General features: G+C 73.7%; 11 protein-coding genes. 7 read left to right on the top strand and 4 right to left on the bottom strand.

The window, feature by feature from the left end:
* Positions 1-4,130, top strand: a 4,130-nt coding sequence (locus ABZ154_RS23235; protein ID WP_356835524.1) for a thioester reductase domain-containing protein, incomplete at its 5' end; no start/stop codon positions are given.
* Positions 4,131-4,197: 67 nt separating this feature from the next.
* Here ABZ154_RS23235 and ABZ154_RS23230 read toward each other — a convergent pair.
* The 3 genes from ABZ154_RS23230 to ABZ154_RS23220 form a co-directional block, all read right to left on the bottom strand.
* Complete coding sequence (locus ABZ154_RS23230) at positions 4,198-4,905, bottom strand: hypothetical protein (protein ID WP_356835522.1); 708 nt, start codon at positions 4,903-4,905, stop codon at positions 4,198-4,200.
* A gap of 124 nt (positions 4,906-5,029) precedes the next feature.
* The gene (locus ABZ154_RS23225) at positions 5,030-5,803 is read right to left on the bottom strand and encodes an alpha/beta fold hydrolase (protein ID WP_356835520.1); all 774 of its coding nucleotides are present in this window, start codon (positions 5,801-5,803) and stop codon (positions 5,030-5,032) included.
* A gap of 105 nt (positions 5,804-5,908) precedes the next feature.
* Positions 5,909-6,589 carry a ScbR family autoregulator-binding transcription factor gene (locus ABZ154_RS23220; RefSeq protein WP_356835518.1) on the bottom strand — a complete coding sequence of 227 codons (681 nt, stop codon included), beginning with the start codon at positions 6,587-6,589 and terminating at the stop codon, positions 5,909-5,911.
* Between the two features lie 413 nt (positions 6,590-7,002).
* Here ABZ154_RS23220 and ABZ154_RS23215 point away from each other — a divergent pair, with 413 nt between their 5' ends.
* The 6 genes from ABZ154_RS23215 to ABZ154_RS23190 all read left to right on the top strand — a co-directional run bounded on the left by ABZ154_RS23215 (position 7,003) and on the right by ABZ154_RS23190 (position 15,771).
* The gene (locus tag ABZ154_RS23215; protein WP_356835516.1) at positions 7,003-8,472 is read left to right on the top strand and encodes an aldehyde dehydrogenase family protein; all 1,470 of its coding nucleotides are present in this window, start codon (positions 7,003-7,005) and stop codon (positions 8,470-8,472) included.
* Complete coding sequence (locus ABZ154_RS23210; RefSeq protein ID WP_356835527.1) at positions 8,469-8,714, top strand: hypothetical protein; 246 nt, start codon at positions 8,469-8,471, stop codon at positions 8,712-8,714. The genes ABZ154_RS23215 and ABZ154_RS23210 overlap by 4 nt, the downstream gene beginning before the upstream one ends.
* Before the next feature lie 17 nt (positions 8,715-8,731).
* A complete protein-coding gene (locus tag ABZ154_RS23205; protein WP_356835514.1) occupies positions 8,732-10,300 on the top strand; it encodes a GMC oxidoreductase in 1,569 nt (522 codons plus the stop codon).
* Between the two features lie 51 nt (positions 10,301-10,351).
* The gene (locus ABZ154_RS23200) at positions 10,352-10,981 is read left to right on the top strand and encodes an alpha-ketoglutarate-dependent dioxygenase AlkB (protein ID WP_356835512.1); all 630 of its coding nucleotides are present in this window, start codon (positions 10,352-10,354) and stop codon (positions 10,979-10,981) included.
* A gap of 116 nt (positions 10,982-11,097) precedes the next feature.
* Entirely contained in the window at positions 11,098-13,671 is a 2,574-nt protein-coding gene (locus ABZ154_RS23195) for a SpoIIE family protein phosphatase (RefSeq protein WP_356835510.1), read from the top strand.
* A gap of 552 nt (positions 13,672-14,223) precedes the next feature.
* Positions 14,224-15,771, top strand: coding sequence for a sugar transferase (locus ABZ154_RS23190; RefSeq protein WP_356835508.1), 1,548 nt, complete (start codon positions 14,224-14,226; stop codon positions 15,769-15,771).
* A gap of 71 nt (positions 15,772-15,842) precedes the next feature.
* On the opposite strand, the gene ABZ154_RS23185 is transcribed toward ABZ154_RS23190, so the two are convergent.
* Positions 15,843-16,826, bottom strand: a complete 984-nt coding sequence (locus ABZ154_RS23185) for a GDP-L-fucose synthase (protein ID WP_356835507.1) — start codon at positions 16,824-16,826, stop codon at positions 15,843-15,845.
* Positions 16,827-16,834: the final 8 nt, after the last annotated feature.

The following is a 16,834-nucleotide window of genomic DNA, read 5'->3' as shown; positions in this document are numbered from 1 at the left end:
GGACCGACCAACTCCGCGGCACCGTCCGCTTCGCCGACACCATCACCACCCTCCACCACCACGGCACCACCACCTACATCGAAATCGGCCCCGGCGGCGCCCTGAGCGTCGCGGCCGGAGAGACCCTCGCGGAGGCGGACGGCGACCGGACGGTGGTGCCGCTGCTGCGCCGACTCGACGCGGAGGCGGAGTCGCTGGTCGGCGGAGTGGGCCACCTGCACGCGCACGGCGTGGCGGTGGACTGGTCGGCCTTCTTCGCGGGGTCGGGCGCGCGGCGGGTGAAGCTGCCGACGTACGCCTTTCAGCAGCGGCGGTACTGGCTGGACGGTAAGCGCTCGGGCGGCGGTGCGGCGGCCGGTGACACCGGTGCGAGCGGGCATCCGATCCTCGGCCAGGTGGTCGAACCGGCGGCGGGCGGCGGCATCCTGCTCAGCGGCCGGCTCGCTCCGGCCGCCCTGCCGTGGGCGTCCGGGTTCACCGCGGAGGGTTCTGCCGTGCTGCCGCCCGCCGCTCTGGTGGAGCTGGCGGTACGCGCCGGTGACGAGGCCGGCTGCACGGTCCTGGACGAGTTGACGGTCACCACGCCTCTCCCGGTGGCCGGGCAGCAGGCGGTCCAGTTCCAGGTCGCGGTGGGCGCGGAGGACGCGGACGGTCGCCGGAGCCTCACCGTCCACTCCCGGCCCGACGCCGGCGCTCCGTGGACCGCGCACGCGCACGGCACGGCGAGCTTCGGCGGCCACGCGGCGCCCTTCGACCTGACGCAGTGGCCGCCCGCCGGTGCGGAGCCGGTCGAGATCGCCGACGGCTACGCGGCGCTGGAGGTGGCGGGCCTGGTCCACGCTCCCGCGCTGCGCGGGCTGGAAGCCGTGTGGCGGCGCGGGACGGACCTGTTCGCCGAGGTGACGCTGCCTGAGGAAGCTCATGGAGCGCAGGGTTTCGGGCTGCATCCGGCGCTGCTCGACGCCGCGCTGCAGCCGGCCCGGTTCGACGACGTACCGGGAGCCGTGGCGGGTGCGCGGTCCTCGCGGTGGCGTGGTGTACGGCTGTACGCGACGGAGGCCGAGGCGCTGCGGGTGCGGCTGAGCCGGACCGCCGAAGGTGAGCTGTCGCTGTGGCTGGCCGACGCGTCCGGACAGCCGGTCGCCTCGGTGGACGCGCTGGCGGCGGGTCCCAGGACGCCGGACGAAGGTGCCCCGGACCGGGCCGCGCACCTCGGCTCCCTCTTCACGGTCGCGTGGCGGCCGATCACCCTCGCCGAGCCGTACGGGGAGCCGGCCTGGGCCGCGCTCGGACAGGTGGCGCCCGGTGTGGGCGGCCCCTGGCCGGATGCCGCGTACCCGGAGCTGCTCGACGGGGTGGCCGAGGTGCGCCGGGCCGTCCGCTCGGGCAGGCGGCCGGACGCGGTGGCCGTCCTGTGCGACTCCTCCGGACACGACGACGCGGCCGGTGCGGCGCACGAGCTGACGCGAGGAGCGCTGGAACTGCTCACCGCGTGGCTCGCCGACGACGAACTGGCGGAGACGCGGCTGGTGTTCCTCACCCGGGGCGCGGTCGCGACGGAGGAGTTCACGGCACCGGACCCGGCGGCGGCCGCTCTGTGGGGCCTGCTGCGCTCGGCCCAGTCGGAAGCGCCCGGCCGGATCACGGTGATCGATACCGCCGCCGGGGACACGGTGGGCACGCCCGAGTGGCAGCGGGCGCTGTCTCGGATCCTCGCCTCCGGCGAACCGCAGGCGGCGCTGCGGGCGGGCCGGGCCTCTGTTCCTCGGCTGAGGCCGGTGGAGGCGCGGCCGAACCCGGCGGAAGCCGACCCGCCCAAGCCCGCAACCAGCCCTTGGAACCCTCATGGCACCGTCCTCATCACCGGCGGCACCGGCTCCCTCGGCGGACTCTTCGCCCGTCACCTGGCCGCCGAGCACGGAGTGACCAGGTTCGTCCTCCTCAGCCGTCGCGGCCCCGGCGCTCCCGGCGCCGAGGAGCTCGTCCGGCAGCTGGCCGAACTGGGCGCCGAAGCCGGCGTGGTGGCGGGCGACGCCGCCGACCGGGACACGCTCGCGGCCCTGGTCGCGAGCCTGCCGGCCGACCGTCCGCTCACCGGCGTCGTGCACACGGCCGGTGTCGTGGACGACGGGCTGGTCTCGGCGCTGACACCCGAACGGCTCGCCGCCGTCCTGCGTCCGAAGGTGGACGCGGCGTGGAACCTGCACGAGCTCACCCGGGACCTCGGCCTGTCGGCGTTCGTGCTCTTCTCGTCCGTCGCCGCCGTGGTCGGCGGTCCCGGGCAGGCCAACTACGCGGCCGCCAACGCCTTCCTCGACGGCCTGGCCCAGCACCGGGCCGCTCAAGGCCTGCCGGCCACCTCCGTCGCCTGGGGCCTGTGGTCGCAGAGCACCGGGATGAGCGGGCACATGGAGGAGGCCGACTTCCGCCGCATCGCCCGTTCGGGCCTCCTGGCCATCGCGGAGAGTACCGGCCCCGCTCTCCTGGACACCGCTCTCACGCTCGGCACCGCGGCCGTCGTCGCCACTCCGGTCGACCGCGAGGCCCTACGTGAGAACGCCGCTCAGGTCCCGGTCGTGATGACCGGACTGGTCCGCACGCCTCAGCGGCGTACGGCGGTGAACTCGGCCGCCGCCCTGTCCCTCGCCGACCAGCTCACCGGCCTGGACGAGGAGGAGCGCAAGGCGCATGCGCTCGCGCTCGTGCGGGCCGAGGTCGCCGGAGTGCTCGGGCACGCCGACGCCACCGGGAGCGGACTCGCGCCCGAGCAGACCTTCGGCGATCTCGGCCTCGACTCGCTGACCTCCGTCGAGCTGCGGAACCGGCTCGCGGCACTGGTCGGCACCCAGCTGCCGAGCGGCCTGGTCTTCGACCATCCGAACCCGCGGGCGCTCGCCGATCACCTGCTGGACACCGCGCTGCACGGTCCGCGCTCTGCGGCCGGCGCGGCGCGGCAGACCGTCGACCTGGAGGCCGAGGTGCGGCTGGCCGAGGACATCCGGCCGACGGCCGAGGTCAGCCGGGTGGCCGTCGACCCCGAGGCGGTACTGCTGACCGGGGCCACCGGGTTCCTCGGGGCCTTCCTCCTCCGGGACCTGGTGCGCGGGACCCGGGCGCAGGTGCACTGCCTGGTGCGCGGCGCCGACGAGGCGGACGCACGCGAGCGGCTCCGGGCCAACCTGGAGTGGTACGGCCTCGCGGACGAGGTCGACCCGGCACGCCTCACCGTCCTGGTGGGCGACCTCTCCCGGCCGCGTCTGGGCCTGGACGAGGAGACGTACGAGCAGCTGGCCCGCACGGTCGACGCGGTGTACCACGCGGGGGCCCATGTGCACTGGCTGCGCCCGTACACCGAGTTGAAGTCCACCAACGTCGACGGGACCGAGGAGGTCCTGCGGCTGGCGGCCCGGCACCGTACCGTCCCGGTCCACCACGTCTCCACCGTGGGCGTCTTCCCGAAGGCGCTGAGCGAGGGCGTGCCGGTGCGCGAGGACGACCCGACGGGTCCGGCGCGGGAGCTGCCGACCGGCTATGTGCAGAGCAAGTGGGTGGCGGAGCAGATGATCGGGCTGGCCAGGGAGCGAGGGCTGCCGGTCAGCGTGTACCGCGTGGACGTCGTCTCCGGCGACCGGGTCAACGGGGCCTGCCAGACACAGGACTTCGTGTGGCTGAGCCTCAAGGGGCTGCTCCAGGCCGGCGCGGTGCCCGAGGGGCTGTCGGCGGCGGTGCACCCGGTGCCGGTCGACTACGTCAGCGAGGCGGTCCTCACGATGTCCCGGCAGGAGCGGGCTGCGGGCGGGACGTACCACCTGTCCAACCCGAGCAGCCTGGAGTTCGCCGCGTGCGTCGAGCACTTCCGCTCGGCGGGGTACGGGCTGGCCGAGCTGAGCTGGGACGACTGGTACGCCCGGGTGGCGTCGGACACCGGCAACGCGATGAACCCGCTGCTCGACGCCTTTCGGGTGCTGGCGACCGACAGCCACCGGTTCTACCCGCGCTTCGACACCACCGGCACCGAGACGGCGCTGGCCGGAACCGGGGTCGCCTGCCCGGAGATGACGGCCGAACTGTTCGCCCGGTACGTCTCCTTCTTCGTGGACCGGGACTGGTTCCCGGCCGCGCCCGCATGACCTGAGCACGGGAACGGGCCGGGTGCCGCGTGAGCGGTGCCCGGCCCGTTGCCCTGGACGAGGAGTCTCAGAGCGGCTTGAGCACCGCGCAGCCGAAGTCGGGTCCGCGACCGGCTCCGGCCAGCACCACCAGTGGCGCTCCGGCCTCCCTGCCCCGCTCGAGCAGATCGGCGAGCGCGGTCAGCTGGTCGGGCGTGCTGACGACCCGCCCGACATCGGCCATGCACGCCCCGGCCTCGTCCACGGCCCGCGCCACCGCCTCACGCTCCGGCCCGCCGAGCGGCGGCAACCGTACGGGCTGCGGCGACCGCCCGCCCCTGCGGCGGCGGGCGGCCAGGGCCCGGGGAAAGCCGGTACGGCGCGCGGCCGGCTCCCGCCAGGCCAGGTCGCCGCGGAAGAGAGCACCTTCGGGCGGCCCGCCGAGGAACACCGTCGCCAGGACCCGAGCCGCTCCGACTCCTCCGGCCCCTCTGGCGATCACCGCGCCGGCGGCGGAGGCCGGGGCGGCGCTCCCACGATCCGCGGTTACCAGGGCCGCGCCCGGCCCCTCGGATACGGACAGATACCGCGCCGCCACATGCAGAGCGGCCAGCCCGCCGTCCGCCTCCCGGAACACCCGTACCGTGGTGGCACGGCCGTCCTCGCGCCATGGCCGTACGCGGTCCGCGCGTCCGCTCCGCGCGTGGACGACGAGGTCGATGCCGCTCACGGGGGGCGGGGAGCGGAGGGGCCGCGGACCGGCGGCGACGACGAATACGTGCTCCCAGCTGGCCATGTGACTCCTCGTCAGGTCATGGGAAAAGGCGAGGAAACGGCGGTGGGCCGCGACGCGCGTGCGTCGCGGCCCATCAGCGTGACCGGGCATCCCGACCGCGCGGGTCCCGCTCACCCCCCTGCCGTCACCTCGCCGCGGATACGGGCATGAGGTGGCCGAGCGCGTCCAGGACCGTACGGGCCACGCGCGGCAGGTGCGCGTCGAGGAAGAAGTGGCCGCCGTCGAAGACGTGGGTCCGGGCCGGTGCCGTGGTGACGTGCCGCCAGGCCCGCGCCTCGGCGACGCTCGCCACCGGGTCCCGGTCGCCGACGAGCACGGTGAAGGGGACGGTGAGTGGCGGGCCGGGCTGCCAGGTGTACGAGCCGATCGCCCGGTAGTCGGCGCGCAGTGCGGGCATGACCATCTCGCGCAGCTCGGAGTCGCGCAGCAACTGCGGTGTGGTGCCGCCGAGTTCGCGCACCGCGCGCAGGATGTCCGCATCCGTGCGCAGCCGATCGTGCGAGCTGGGCTCGGGGGTCGGCGCGCGGCGGCCGGAGAGGACGAGCGCGTCGGGTCCGGTCACCCGGCGCCGCTGGAGGACCCGGGCCACCTCGTAGGCGAGGACCGCGCCCATGCTGTGGCCGAAGAAGGCGTACGGCGTCTCGTCCGCCACGGGGACGTGGTCGGCCAGCGCCTCGGCGAGCAGACCGATGTCGGCGAAGGGCGCCTCACGGCGGCGGTCCTGGCGGCCGGGGTACTGGGCGGCCAGGACGTCGAGTTGCGGCGTCAGCTCCCGGGCCAGCGGAACGAAGGTGCTGGCCGCGCCTCCGGCGTGCGGGAAGCAGTACAGCCGGGGCGCCCGGCGCTCGGGGCGGACCGGGCCGCCCGGGCCGCCGAACCTGCGGAACCACTCGCTCATGACCACGACTCCCCGCCGCACACACGCGCCGCCCGTCGCGGCCCATCGGCCACCAGCGTGGACCCGGGCGTTCAAAGGACGCACAAACGGTGCACAAACGGGTGCTCACGCCACTCTGCAGTCCTCCAGCTCCCAGCAGTCGTCCGGGCACCGCTCGGTCTGCCAGAGAGCGGGCGCGGGGCCGTCGGCGGCCGGCAGCCCGCCGCCGCCACCGGTGAGCCGGGGCAGCATGAGCCGCCAGAACCCCGGGACGACACTCGCCGAGAGGTCGCTCTGCCGCTTCCTGCGGGAGAGTGCCGCGAACCCGGCCATGACGGCGGTGATGGCCGAGACCGCGTCGGCCAGATCGACGTCCGGCGCCAGCGAACCCTGGTCCCGCGCCACGGTCAGCATCAGATGGACCCAGTCGTGCCACTGCTCCCACAGATCCACCGCGCCGAGCCAGCCCGCGTCGTCCGCGAGGCTGAAGCCGGCCCGCAGGACCACATCGCGCAGCAGCTCCCGGGCCAGCGCCTCGGAGGCGTCGACGAGGTGGCCCACCGGGTCCGGGTGGCGCAGCGGCACCGGGCCGGTGAGGTAGAGCAGCCGCTGCGCCGCAGCGGCCTCGACCGCCTCGCCGAGCGCGCGCTTGTTGCGGAAGTGGAAGTGCAGCGCGCCGTTGCTCACCGCCGCGCGCGAGCTGATGGCGGTGATCGAGGAATCCGCGTATCCGGCGCCGTGGAAGACCTCCGCCGCGGAGTGGATCAGCTCCTGACGCGTGAACTGGGCACGGTGCTGCTGGGCCATATTTGCACTCCAAGAGTGACGTCGCGCGACTGCCTTTGCGCACGAGAACATGCCACACCGACGGTGGGGTGCAGGGCGGAGTCGGGACACTTGGTGCGGAGATTGACCGGAAGTTGACTCTCCGCACCATGGCGGTCACCAACTGGGCGAACGGTCGTGCGAGGACCGCGCGGAACGGCGGACCGGAACCCGTCCGCGGACCCAGCACCCCATCGGCGTAACACCACCACCACGGAGCGCGCGCCGAGGCCGCGCCCGCGCTGCGGGGCCGTCCGACCCGCCTTACTGTCGGTCCTGGGGGAGCCACGGCCGGCCACCGGAACCATCGACGCCCCGGGAGCCGCCGGACAAGGCCACCGAAGCCCGGCGGCCCGCACGGGCGCCCCGCACGAGAACCCGTACAGGAGGACCCCATGCCGGAGCTGTTCATCGGCGGCCGGTGGACCGCCGCCGCCGACGCGGGCACGCGCGAGATCCGCTGCCCGGCCGACGGCACGCTGGTGGCCACCGTCGACGAAGGCGGTCGCGCGGACGCCGAGGCGGCCGTCGCCGCCGCCCGGGCCGCCTTCGACGACGGGCCCTGGCCCGGTACGCCGGCCGCCGAGCGCGGGCGGCTGCTACTGCGGGTCGCGGAGCTGCTGGAGCGGGACAAGGACGTGTTCGCGCGGGCCGAGTCGCTGGACACCGGTAAGCGGCTGGTCGAGAGCGCCTACGACATGGCCGACATCGCGAACTGCTTCCGGTATTTCGGCAACCTCGTAGCCGCCGGGTCGACCGACCGGGTCGTCGACACCGGGATCGCGGACGTCGACAGCCGGATCGTGCACGAGCCCGTCGGGGTCTGCGCCCTCATCACCCCGTGGAACTATCCGCTGCTCCAGACCGCGTGGAAGGTCGCCCCGGCGCTCGCGGCGGGCAACACCTTCATCCTCAAGCCGAGTGAGCTGACCCCGCACACCGCCGTCCTGCTCATGGGGCTGCTCGTCGAGGCCGAGCTGCCGGAGGGGGTCGCCAACCTGGTGCTCGGGGCGGGCGCGGCCGTGGGCGCGCCGCTCACCGAGGATCCGCGGGTGGACATGGTGTCGTTCACCGGCGGGCTCGTCACCGGGCGGGCCATCATGGCGGCGGCCGCGCCCACCGTGAAGAAGGTCGCCCTGGAGCTGGGCGGCAAGAACCCGAACATCGTCTTCGCCGACGCCGACTTCGAGACCGCCGTCGACTACGCGCTGATGGCGGTCTTCCTCCACTCCGGCCAGGTCTGCTCCGCCGGGGCGCGGCTCCTCGTCCAGGACGAGCTGCACGACCGGTTCGTGGACGAGCTGGTGGCGCGGGCCCGCCGGATCAGGCTCGGTGGCCCCTTCGACGAGGACGCCCGGAGCGGCCCGCTGATCTCCGCCGCCCATCGCGACAAGGTCGAGGCGTACGTGGCCGAGGGCATCGCCGAAGGCGCCGTACTGCGCTGCGGGGGCGCGCGGCCCGACGATCCGGCGCTGGCGGACGGTTTCTACTACCCGCCGACCGTGCTGGACGAGTGCCGCTCGTCCATGTCGGTGGTACGGGACGAGTCGTTCGGCCCGGTGCTCACGGTGGAGCGGTTCGGGGACGAGGACGAGGCCGTGCGGCTCGCCAACGACACCGTGTACGGGCTGACGAGCGCGGTCTGGACGCAGGACGGCGGGCGCGCCCACCGGGTGGCCTCGCGGTTGCGGGCGGGCACCGTATGGATCAACGACTTCCACCCCTACGTACCGCAGGCGGAGTGGGGCGGCATGAAGCAGTCCGGCTTCGGCCGTGAGCTGGGGCCGGCGGGGCTCGCCGAATACCAGGAGGCCAAGCACATCTGGCGCAATGTCGCCGCGGCCCCGCAGCGGTGGTTCGAGTGAGTGATACGGGGCGGGGGCCCCGGAGCGGAGACAGGACCCGGACCCGGCACGACGACGCGCTCGGGGAGCTCGGCTGCCGGCCCGAACTCAAGCGCGCACTCGGCAACGTCCACGGCTTCGCCGCCGGGACCAGCCGCATCTCCTTCGCCTGCCACTGGTTCGTCCAGCGGCACCGTACGGGCGTTCTCGCCGAGCACCGATCCGAAGCACAGGACCCCACCGCTCCCCCGTCGAACCTCTGATGAATCCTGGAGACGTGATGCCCGCAGAGAGCCCTGCGCCCACGTTCGACTACGTCGTGGTCGGCGGCGGTACGGCCGGTGCCGTCGTCGCCGCCCGGCTCACCGAGGACCCGGACGTCACCGTCTGCGTCCTCGAAGCCGGTCCCTCTGACGTCGGGGACGACAGCATCCTGCGGCTGGACCGGTGGATGGCGCTGCTGGAGTCCGGTTACGACTGGGACTATCCGGTGGAGCCGCAGGAGCACGGCAACAGCTTCATGCGGCACGCCCGCGCCAAGGTGCTCGGCGGCTGCTCCTCGCACAACTCGTGCATCGCCTTCTGGGCCCCGGCCGAGGATCTCGACGAGTGGGGCGCGCTGGGCTGCTCCGGCTGGAGCGCGGCGGACTGCTTCCCGCTCTACAAAAGGCTGGAGACCAACGACGCGCCCGGTGACCACCACGGCCGCTCCGGCCCGGTCACCCTCCGGACGGTTCCGGCCGACGACCCGTGCGGTACGGCGCTGCTGGAGGCCTGCGCCGAGGCCGGGATCCCCACCACTCCGTTCAACACCGGCACCACCGTCGTCCGGGGCGCGCACTGGTTCCAGATCAACGCCCGCGAGGACGGCACCCGTTCCTCGGCCTCGGTCTCGTACCTTCATCCCGTCCTCGGCAAGCGGCCCAACCTGGAGCTGCGGACGGGGCTCCAGGCCAAGCGCCTGCTGTTCGACGACGAGAGCGGCGACCGGTGCACCGGGGTGGAGTACCTGGAGCCCGACACCGTCCACAGCGGCAGGGTGCACGCCCGGCGCGAAGTGGTGGTCGCCTGCGGGGCGATCGACTCCCCCAAGCTGCTGATGCTCTCCGGGATCGGCCCGGCCGGCCATCTGCGGGATTGCGGGGTGGAGGTCCGGGTGGACTCCCCCGGCGTCGGCTCGCACCTCCAGGACCACCCGGAGGGCGTGATCATGTGGGAGGCGAAACAGCCCATGGTCACCACCTCCACCCAGTGGTGGGAGATCGGTATCTTCGCCGACACGGTACCGGGCCTGGACCGGCCGGACCTGATGTTCCACTACGGCTCGGTGCCGTTCGACCTGAACACCTACCGGCGCGGCTACCCCACATCGGAGAACGCGTTCTGCCTCACGCCGAACGTCACCCGGGCCCGCTCCCGGGGCACGGTCCGGCTCCGCAGCCGGGACTTCCGGGACAAGCCCCGGGTCGATCCGCGCTACTTCACCGACGAGCACGACGTACGGGTGATGACGTACGGGCTGCGCCTCGCCCGGGAGATCGTGGCCCGGCCGCCGATGGCCGCCTGGGCGGGCACCGAGCTGGCCCCGGGGGCGGGCGCGACCACGGACGGGGAGCTGTTCGACTACATCCGCGAGACGCACAACACCGTCTACCACCCCGCGGGGACGGTACGGATGGGCCCGGCCGACGACCCGGACTCACCGCTCGACCCGCAGCTGCGGGTCAAGGGGGTCACCGGGCTGCGGGTGGCCGACGCGTCGGTGATGCCGGTGCTCACCACGGCCAATCCCTGCATCACGACCATGATGATCGGCGAGAAGTGCGCAGACCTCATCAAGGAGAGCTGAGCCGTCGACTCCTTATTCGCACACCCGTACGAATAGCGTTACGCTCTTCCCATGTCCGTACACCTGCAGACCTCACTCTTCGACCAGGGGGAGGAGGTCGCCGTCCGCCCTCTGGACGGGGTGCGCCGTGAGCATCTCGGCCACGGCGCCTGGATCGACGTACTGCCGCAGTGGCTCCAGGGAGCCGACGCGCTGTTCGAGACGCTGGCGGGCGAGGTGGCCTGGCGGGCGGAGCAGCGGGTGATGTACGAGCGGGTGGTGGCGGTTCCGCGCCTGCTGGCCTTCTTCGGGGGGAGCGATCCCCTGCCGCACCCCGCGCTGGACGCGGCCCGTACGGCGCTGAGCGCGCACTACGGGGCCGAGCTCGGCGAGCCGTTCACCACGGCGGGGCTCTGCTACTACCGGGACGGCCGCGACGGGGTCGCGTGGCACGGTGACACGATCGGCCGAGGCTCCACCGAGGACACCATGGTGGCGATCCTCTCCGTGGGAGCCCCCCGGTACCTGGCGCTGCGGCCCCGCCGCCCGGGCCCCACTCCCGTACGCCGGTCGCTCGGGCACGGTGACCTGATCGTCATGGGCGGCAGCTGCCAGCGCACCTGGGAGCACGCCATCCCCAAGACGGCCCGCGCGGCGGGGCCGCGTATCAGCGTTCAGTTCCGGCCCGACGGCGTGCGCTGACCGCACCGGCGGGTGCCGGAGCGCGCCCCGATCGGCCGTGGCGCGGGCGTACCGCAGTTGTGCCCGCCGTGACCAGGGCGGATTCTGAAGACCATGGACCAGGCCGGTGTGGCGCGGTGAGCGCGACGAGAGCGGCGGATGCCGCCGACGACTTCCGTGGCCCCCTGGACATCGCCAGGGCGGCCACGGTGGTCCTAGACGGCCGGGACACGGTCGTCGGCTGGAGCCCCGCCGCCACCGAGCTGCTGGGTTTCGGACCGCACGAGGCCGTCGGACGGCCTCTGGGCGCGTTCCTCTCGCCCCTGCCCGCCGAGGGGCCCCTCCCGGCCGCCTCCGACCGCCCGGCCGGCTCGGAGCCTGCGGCCACCTCCGGCCGCAGGGACACCACGGACCCCACGCACCCCTGTGATCCCTCCCGCCTCGGCCCCGGTTCGCCGCCCGGCGGCAACGAGATCCGCCTCGGGCGTCACCGGGACGGCCATGAACTGCTGGTCGCGACCACGATGTGCCCGCTCGCGGGCGGGGCCGTCGGACTCGGGGCCCGCTCCCCGGGCCGGGTGCTGGTCGCGACCGAGCTCGGGGCGCTGCGGCAGTGGGAGTCCCGGCTCGCCCTGCTCCAGGGGCTCGCCACCCAGTCGCCCGTCGGCCTGGCGATCTACGACACCGACCTCCGCCTGACCTGGAGCAACACCGCCTACGAGCGCGAGATCGGCAAGCCGCTCGCCGAGTTCCGGGGGAAGCGGGCCGACGAGCTGTACTCCGGGGGCCGCTTCGTCACCCCGGGGTACCCGCAGACGCTCGACGCGGTGATGCACCACGTGATCGACACCGGCGAACCCGTCCTCGACCTGCACTTCCAGGGGACTCCGCCGAGCGACCCCGGCACGGAACACCTGTGGTCGTGCTCCTACTACCGGCTGGAGGACTCCCAGGGGCATGTGTTCGGGGTCTGCGAGGACGCCTTCGACATCTCCGACCGCCAGCGCGCCCAGCAGCGCCTCGCCCTGCTGGTGGAGGCCGGTCGCCGGATCGGGACGGTCCTGGACGTGGTCACCACCGCGGAGGAGATCGCCGAGGTGACCGTGCCGGCGTTCGCCGCCGCCGTACGGGTCGACATCGCGCGGGTGACGGTGATGAGCGGGGAGCTCCCGGCGACCGGGAGTTCGGCGGCCATGGACCTGCTGCGGGTCGGTGAGCACTCCGTGGACCCGGGGGTGGCCGACGCGGCACTCCGTCCGGAGGGACCGGGGAGCCCGGCCCACCGCTACCCCCCGGTCGCCTATCCCCCGGGGTCGCCGCAGGACCGCTCCCTGGCCTCCGGCGGTCTCGTACTCGACGACAACGTCCTGGTCGTCCCGTTGCGCGTCGGTGGCAGCGTGCTGGGGCTCGTCACCTTCGTACGGAGTCCTCGTCCCGGGACGACCGTGCGGCCGGTCGCCCACGGTCCCGCGAACACCTTCGACAACGGTGAGGTCGCCCTGGCGGACGAGCTGGCGGCCCGGGCCGCGGTCTCCATCGACAACGCCCGCCGCTTCACCCGCGAGCGCTCCGCCTCCCTCACCCTCCAGCGCCAGCTGCTGCCCCACCACGTGCCGCCGCAGTCCGCGGTCGAGATCGCCTACCGCTATCTGCCGTCGGACGATGTGACGGGGGTAGGCGGCGACTGGTTCGACGTGATCCCGCTCTCCGGGACCCGGGTCGGCCTGGTGGTCGGGGACGTGGTCGGGCACGGCCTCCAGGCGGCCGCCACCATGGGCCGGCTCCGCACGAGCGTGCGCGCCTTCGCCCAGCTGGACATGGCCCCGGACGAGCTGCTGACCCGGCTGGACGACCTGGTGGGGCAGCCGTTGGACGAGCGGCCGGGCACGCGTGACGGCGCGGCATCCGACGCGTACGACGAGCTCACCACGGGGGCGACCTGTCTCTACGCGGTCTACGACCCGGTTTCGCGGCGCTGCGTCATGGCGCGCGCCGGACACCTGCCGCCGGCGGTCGTGCATCCCGACGGGAGGGTCACGTTTCCGGACCTGCCGGCCGGGCCGCCGCTGGGCCTGGGGGGCCTGCCCTTCGAGTCCACGGAGATCGAGCTGCCGGTGGGAAGCCTGCTGGCGCTGTTCACGGACGGTCTGGTGGAGGCCCGCGACCACGACATCGACCAGGGGCTGGACGCGCTGGGCCGGGTGCTCGGCGACCCCGCGTCCTCGCTGGAGGAGCTGTGCGACCGGGCCGTCTCCGAGCTGGTGCCGGACGCCACGACCGCCGACGACACCGCACTCCTGCTGGCCAGGACCCGGCAGCTGGACGAGGGTCAGGTCGCCGAGTGGGAGCTGCCGGCGGAGGCGATGGCGGTGGGGCGGGCGCGCGAACTGGCCACCCGCCAACTGGGGTTCTGGGGGCTGGAGGAGCTGTCCTTCGCGACCGAACTGGTCGTCAGCGAGCTGGTCACCAACGCGGTCCGCTACGGGGGCGGGCCCTTGCGGCTACGCCTCATCCGGGACCGGACCCTGCTCTGCGAGGTCGCGGACACCGGCCACACCTCGCCGCATCTGCGCCACAGCGCGGAGGACGACGAGGGCGGGCGCGGGCTGTTCATCGTCGCCCAGCTCGTCCAGCGGTGGGGGACGCGCTACACCCCGGGCGGTAAGACGATCTGGACGGAACAGGCTTTTCCTACGGTCGAGTTCGGCTGAATCCGATTGCTCCCAGACCCCCACGGGCCACGGCTCGCAGACCTGGCGGGAGCTCGATGGGGCCACCGAGCCCCGAAAGCGCTGTGATCTCGGTAACTCTCCTTGAGGCAGGGCTCCTTGGCGGCGGCCTGCGGGCCCACCGCCGGACCAGGAGGCGCACGACCGGTCGCGCCCGACCCCGTGGGCGCCCCCCTCCACCCCGGGCGGGCCGCCCACGGACCACGAACCCCCTGGTAGCGCAGGTCACCGCCAGGGGGTTCGTGCGCTCACTCCGGCGCACGCCGGAGCGGGAGCCTCCGCGTCAGGCCACCGGCGGTCCCGCTCCACAAGCGCTTGCCGGTTCTGCTGCGCCGCCAACACCGCCCCCTGCAGGCGCGATCGGCCAGATGCGCCGGATCGCGGGTGTCTGGACCGAGCCGTCTGAACTTCACGAGAACTCCAGCGAAATGGCACGTGTGTGGATATCGTGCACCGAGCGAGGGCGCATCCGTCAGTCCATGGGATCGGCGGATGCGTCGCGTTTGTGGGGGTGCGACTGTGACTGGGGGGTTCATGGGGCATGTCGAAATACCGGAGACTGACATATCCGGGCCGGTAGGGCTCCGGGGCGCGCCGCGTCCCCGCACCGCCGCGTCCCGGAATCGTACGGCGGCCCTGGAACAGCTGTGGAGGGCCCCGACAGCACAGCGCGACCCGGCCGAGCGGGCTCCGGCCCGCCGGAAGCCGGTCCACCGTGCGTCGGTCGGTGCGCTGACCGACCTGCTGGCCCTGGCCGGGCCGGCCTGGCTGCTGCTGCACCTGGGCGGACAGCCCCGCCCGTGGCTTGCCGCCGCGGTCGCCGGCCTGCTCTGGACCGGGCTGCGCGGTGCGCGCGGACGGTACGCCGACCCGGTGCGGGCCGAGCCGGGCGGCGCTTTCGGTGCCCTCGGCGACTGGCTGGTGCTCCTCGGGGTGCTGGCCGTCCTGCACGCGGCGGCGGGGGGCTCCGTGGACCCGGCGACGGCAGTCGTGGCCGTGGCGCCCGGGCTGCTGGCCGCCACCGCCGTGGAGGGGCTGCGTCGCTGGCCGCGGACCGCTCGGGGGCGGGCGGTGCGCAGGGTGCTGCTGGTGGGTGAGGCCGCGGGGCTGGACCGGGCGGCAGAGCTGCTCGGCTCCCGTACGGACCACGCCTATCGGCTGGTGGCGGCAATCCCGGTGGGGCCCGACCGGCCGGGGTACGAGGGCGTGCAGGTGCCAGGCCGGCTCGCCTCCTGCCCGGCGGACGACGACGTGACGACGGTGCTGGGCGGGGCCTACGCCCACGAGGCGGACTTGGTGCTGGTGGCTCCCGGGCCCCAGCTGACCGGGGACCGGCTGCGGCGGCTCGGCTGGGGGCTGCACGACGCGGGTGTCGCCCTGTGCGTGGTCTCCGAGCTCTCCGGCATCGCGGCCGCCCGGGTCCGCCCGGTGACGGCGGCCGGGCTCACCCTGCTGCACATCGCGCCACCGCTGCGCGGGGGCCCGCAGGGGGTCCTCAAGGCCGTACTGGACCGCGGCGGCGCTCTGTTCGGGCTGCTGGTGCTCGCCCCGCTGCTGCTGGCGGTGGCGCTGAGCGTGCGGCTCTCCTCACGCGGTCCCGTCTTCCACCGGCAGGTCCGGCAGGGGCTCCACAACCGGCCCTTCACCATGTGGAAGTTCCGCACGATGGTGGCGGACGCGGAGGCGCGCAAGGCGCAGCTCACCGAGGACAACGAGGTCGACGGGCCGCTCTTCAAGATGCGCCAGGACCCCCGGGTGACCCCCGTGGGACGGACCCTGCGGCGGACGTCGATCGACGAACTACCGCAGTTGGTCAATGTTTTGCTGGGCCAGATGTCCCTGGTGGGGCCCCGGCCCCCGCTGCCCGAGGAGGCGTCCCGGTACGACGAGCGGGAGGGCCGGAGGCTCGCCGTGAAGCCAGGGCTGACCGGGCTGTGGCAGGTCAGCGGCCGCTCCGACCTGTCCTGGCAGGAGACCGTCTCGCTGGACCTCTGGTACGTCGACAACTGGTCGGTGGCCACGGACATGGGGCTCCTCGCCCGTACGGTGCGCGCCGTCACTGACGGCCGCGGGGCGTACTGAAGACGGCGGGCGCGACGATGCGAGGAACCTCGGTTCGCCACTGCGCGACCGGTGCGCGCAGTGGCGAATGGTCAGGCAGCTGGGGCGAGTTGGCCGAGCCACCAGGCGTAGGTGCGGGCGATGCCGTCGCGCAGCGGGATCTGCGGCTTGAAGCCGAGGGAGGTCAGGCGGGAGACGTCGAGCAGCTTGCGGGGGGTCCCGTCGGGCTTCGAGGTGTCCCAGCCGATCCGTCCCTTATAGTCCGTCACCTCCGCGATGATCCCGGCGAGTTCCCGGATGGTCAGGTCCTCGCCACAGCCGATGTTGACGGGCGCGTCCCCGTCGTACGCCTCCAGCAGGCGTACGCAGGCGGCGGCCAGGTCGTCGACGTGGAGGAACTCGCGGCGCGGCGAGCCGGAACCCCACAGGGTGACCTCCGGCGCCCCGTCCCGCTGTGCCTCGTGGAAACGGCGGATCAGCGCGGGCAGGACGTGCGAGGTCTCCAGGTCGAAGTTGTCGCCGGGCCCGTAGAGATTGGTGGGCATGGCACTGATATAGGAGGCGCCGTACTGCCGGCGGTAGGACTGGGTCTGGATGATTCCGGCGATCTTGGCCAGCGCGTACGCCTCGTTGGTGGGCTCCAGCTCCCCGGTGAGCAGGGACTCCTCGCGGATCGGCTGAGGCGCGAGGCGGGGGTAGATGCACGACGAGCCGAGGAAGAGCAGCCGCTCGGTCCCCGCCGCGTGCGCCCCGGCGATCACACTGAGCTGGATGCGCAGGTTGTCCTCCAGGAACTGCACCGGACAGGTGCTGTTGGCCATGATCCCGCCCACCTTGGCGGCGGCCAGTACCACGGCGTCCGGGCGGATCTCCCGCAGATACGCCTCGGTCCGCGCGGCGTCGCGGAGGTCGAGGAGGTCACGGCCGCGGGTGAGGACCTCGTGGCCGTCGTCGGCGAGGCGGCGGGCCACCGCCGAGCCGACCAGGCCGCGGTGCCCCGCGACGAATATGCGGGAGCCCGGGCTCAGTAGGGGACGTGCGGATTCCTGGGGTGGGACGGGGAGTTCGGTCGTCATGGCTCGGA

It is taken from the genome of Streptomyces sp. NPDC006261 (genome assembly GCF_040613515.1).
Taxonomy (GTDB): Bacteria; Actinomycetota; Actinomycetes; order Streptomycetales; family Streptomycetaceae; genus Streptomyces.
Note: the sequence above shows the minus strand (reverse complement) of the source record. Positions and strands in the feature narration are given on the sequence as shown.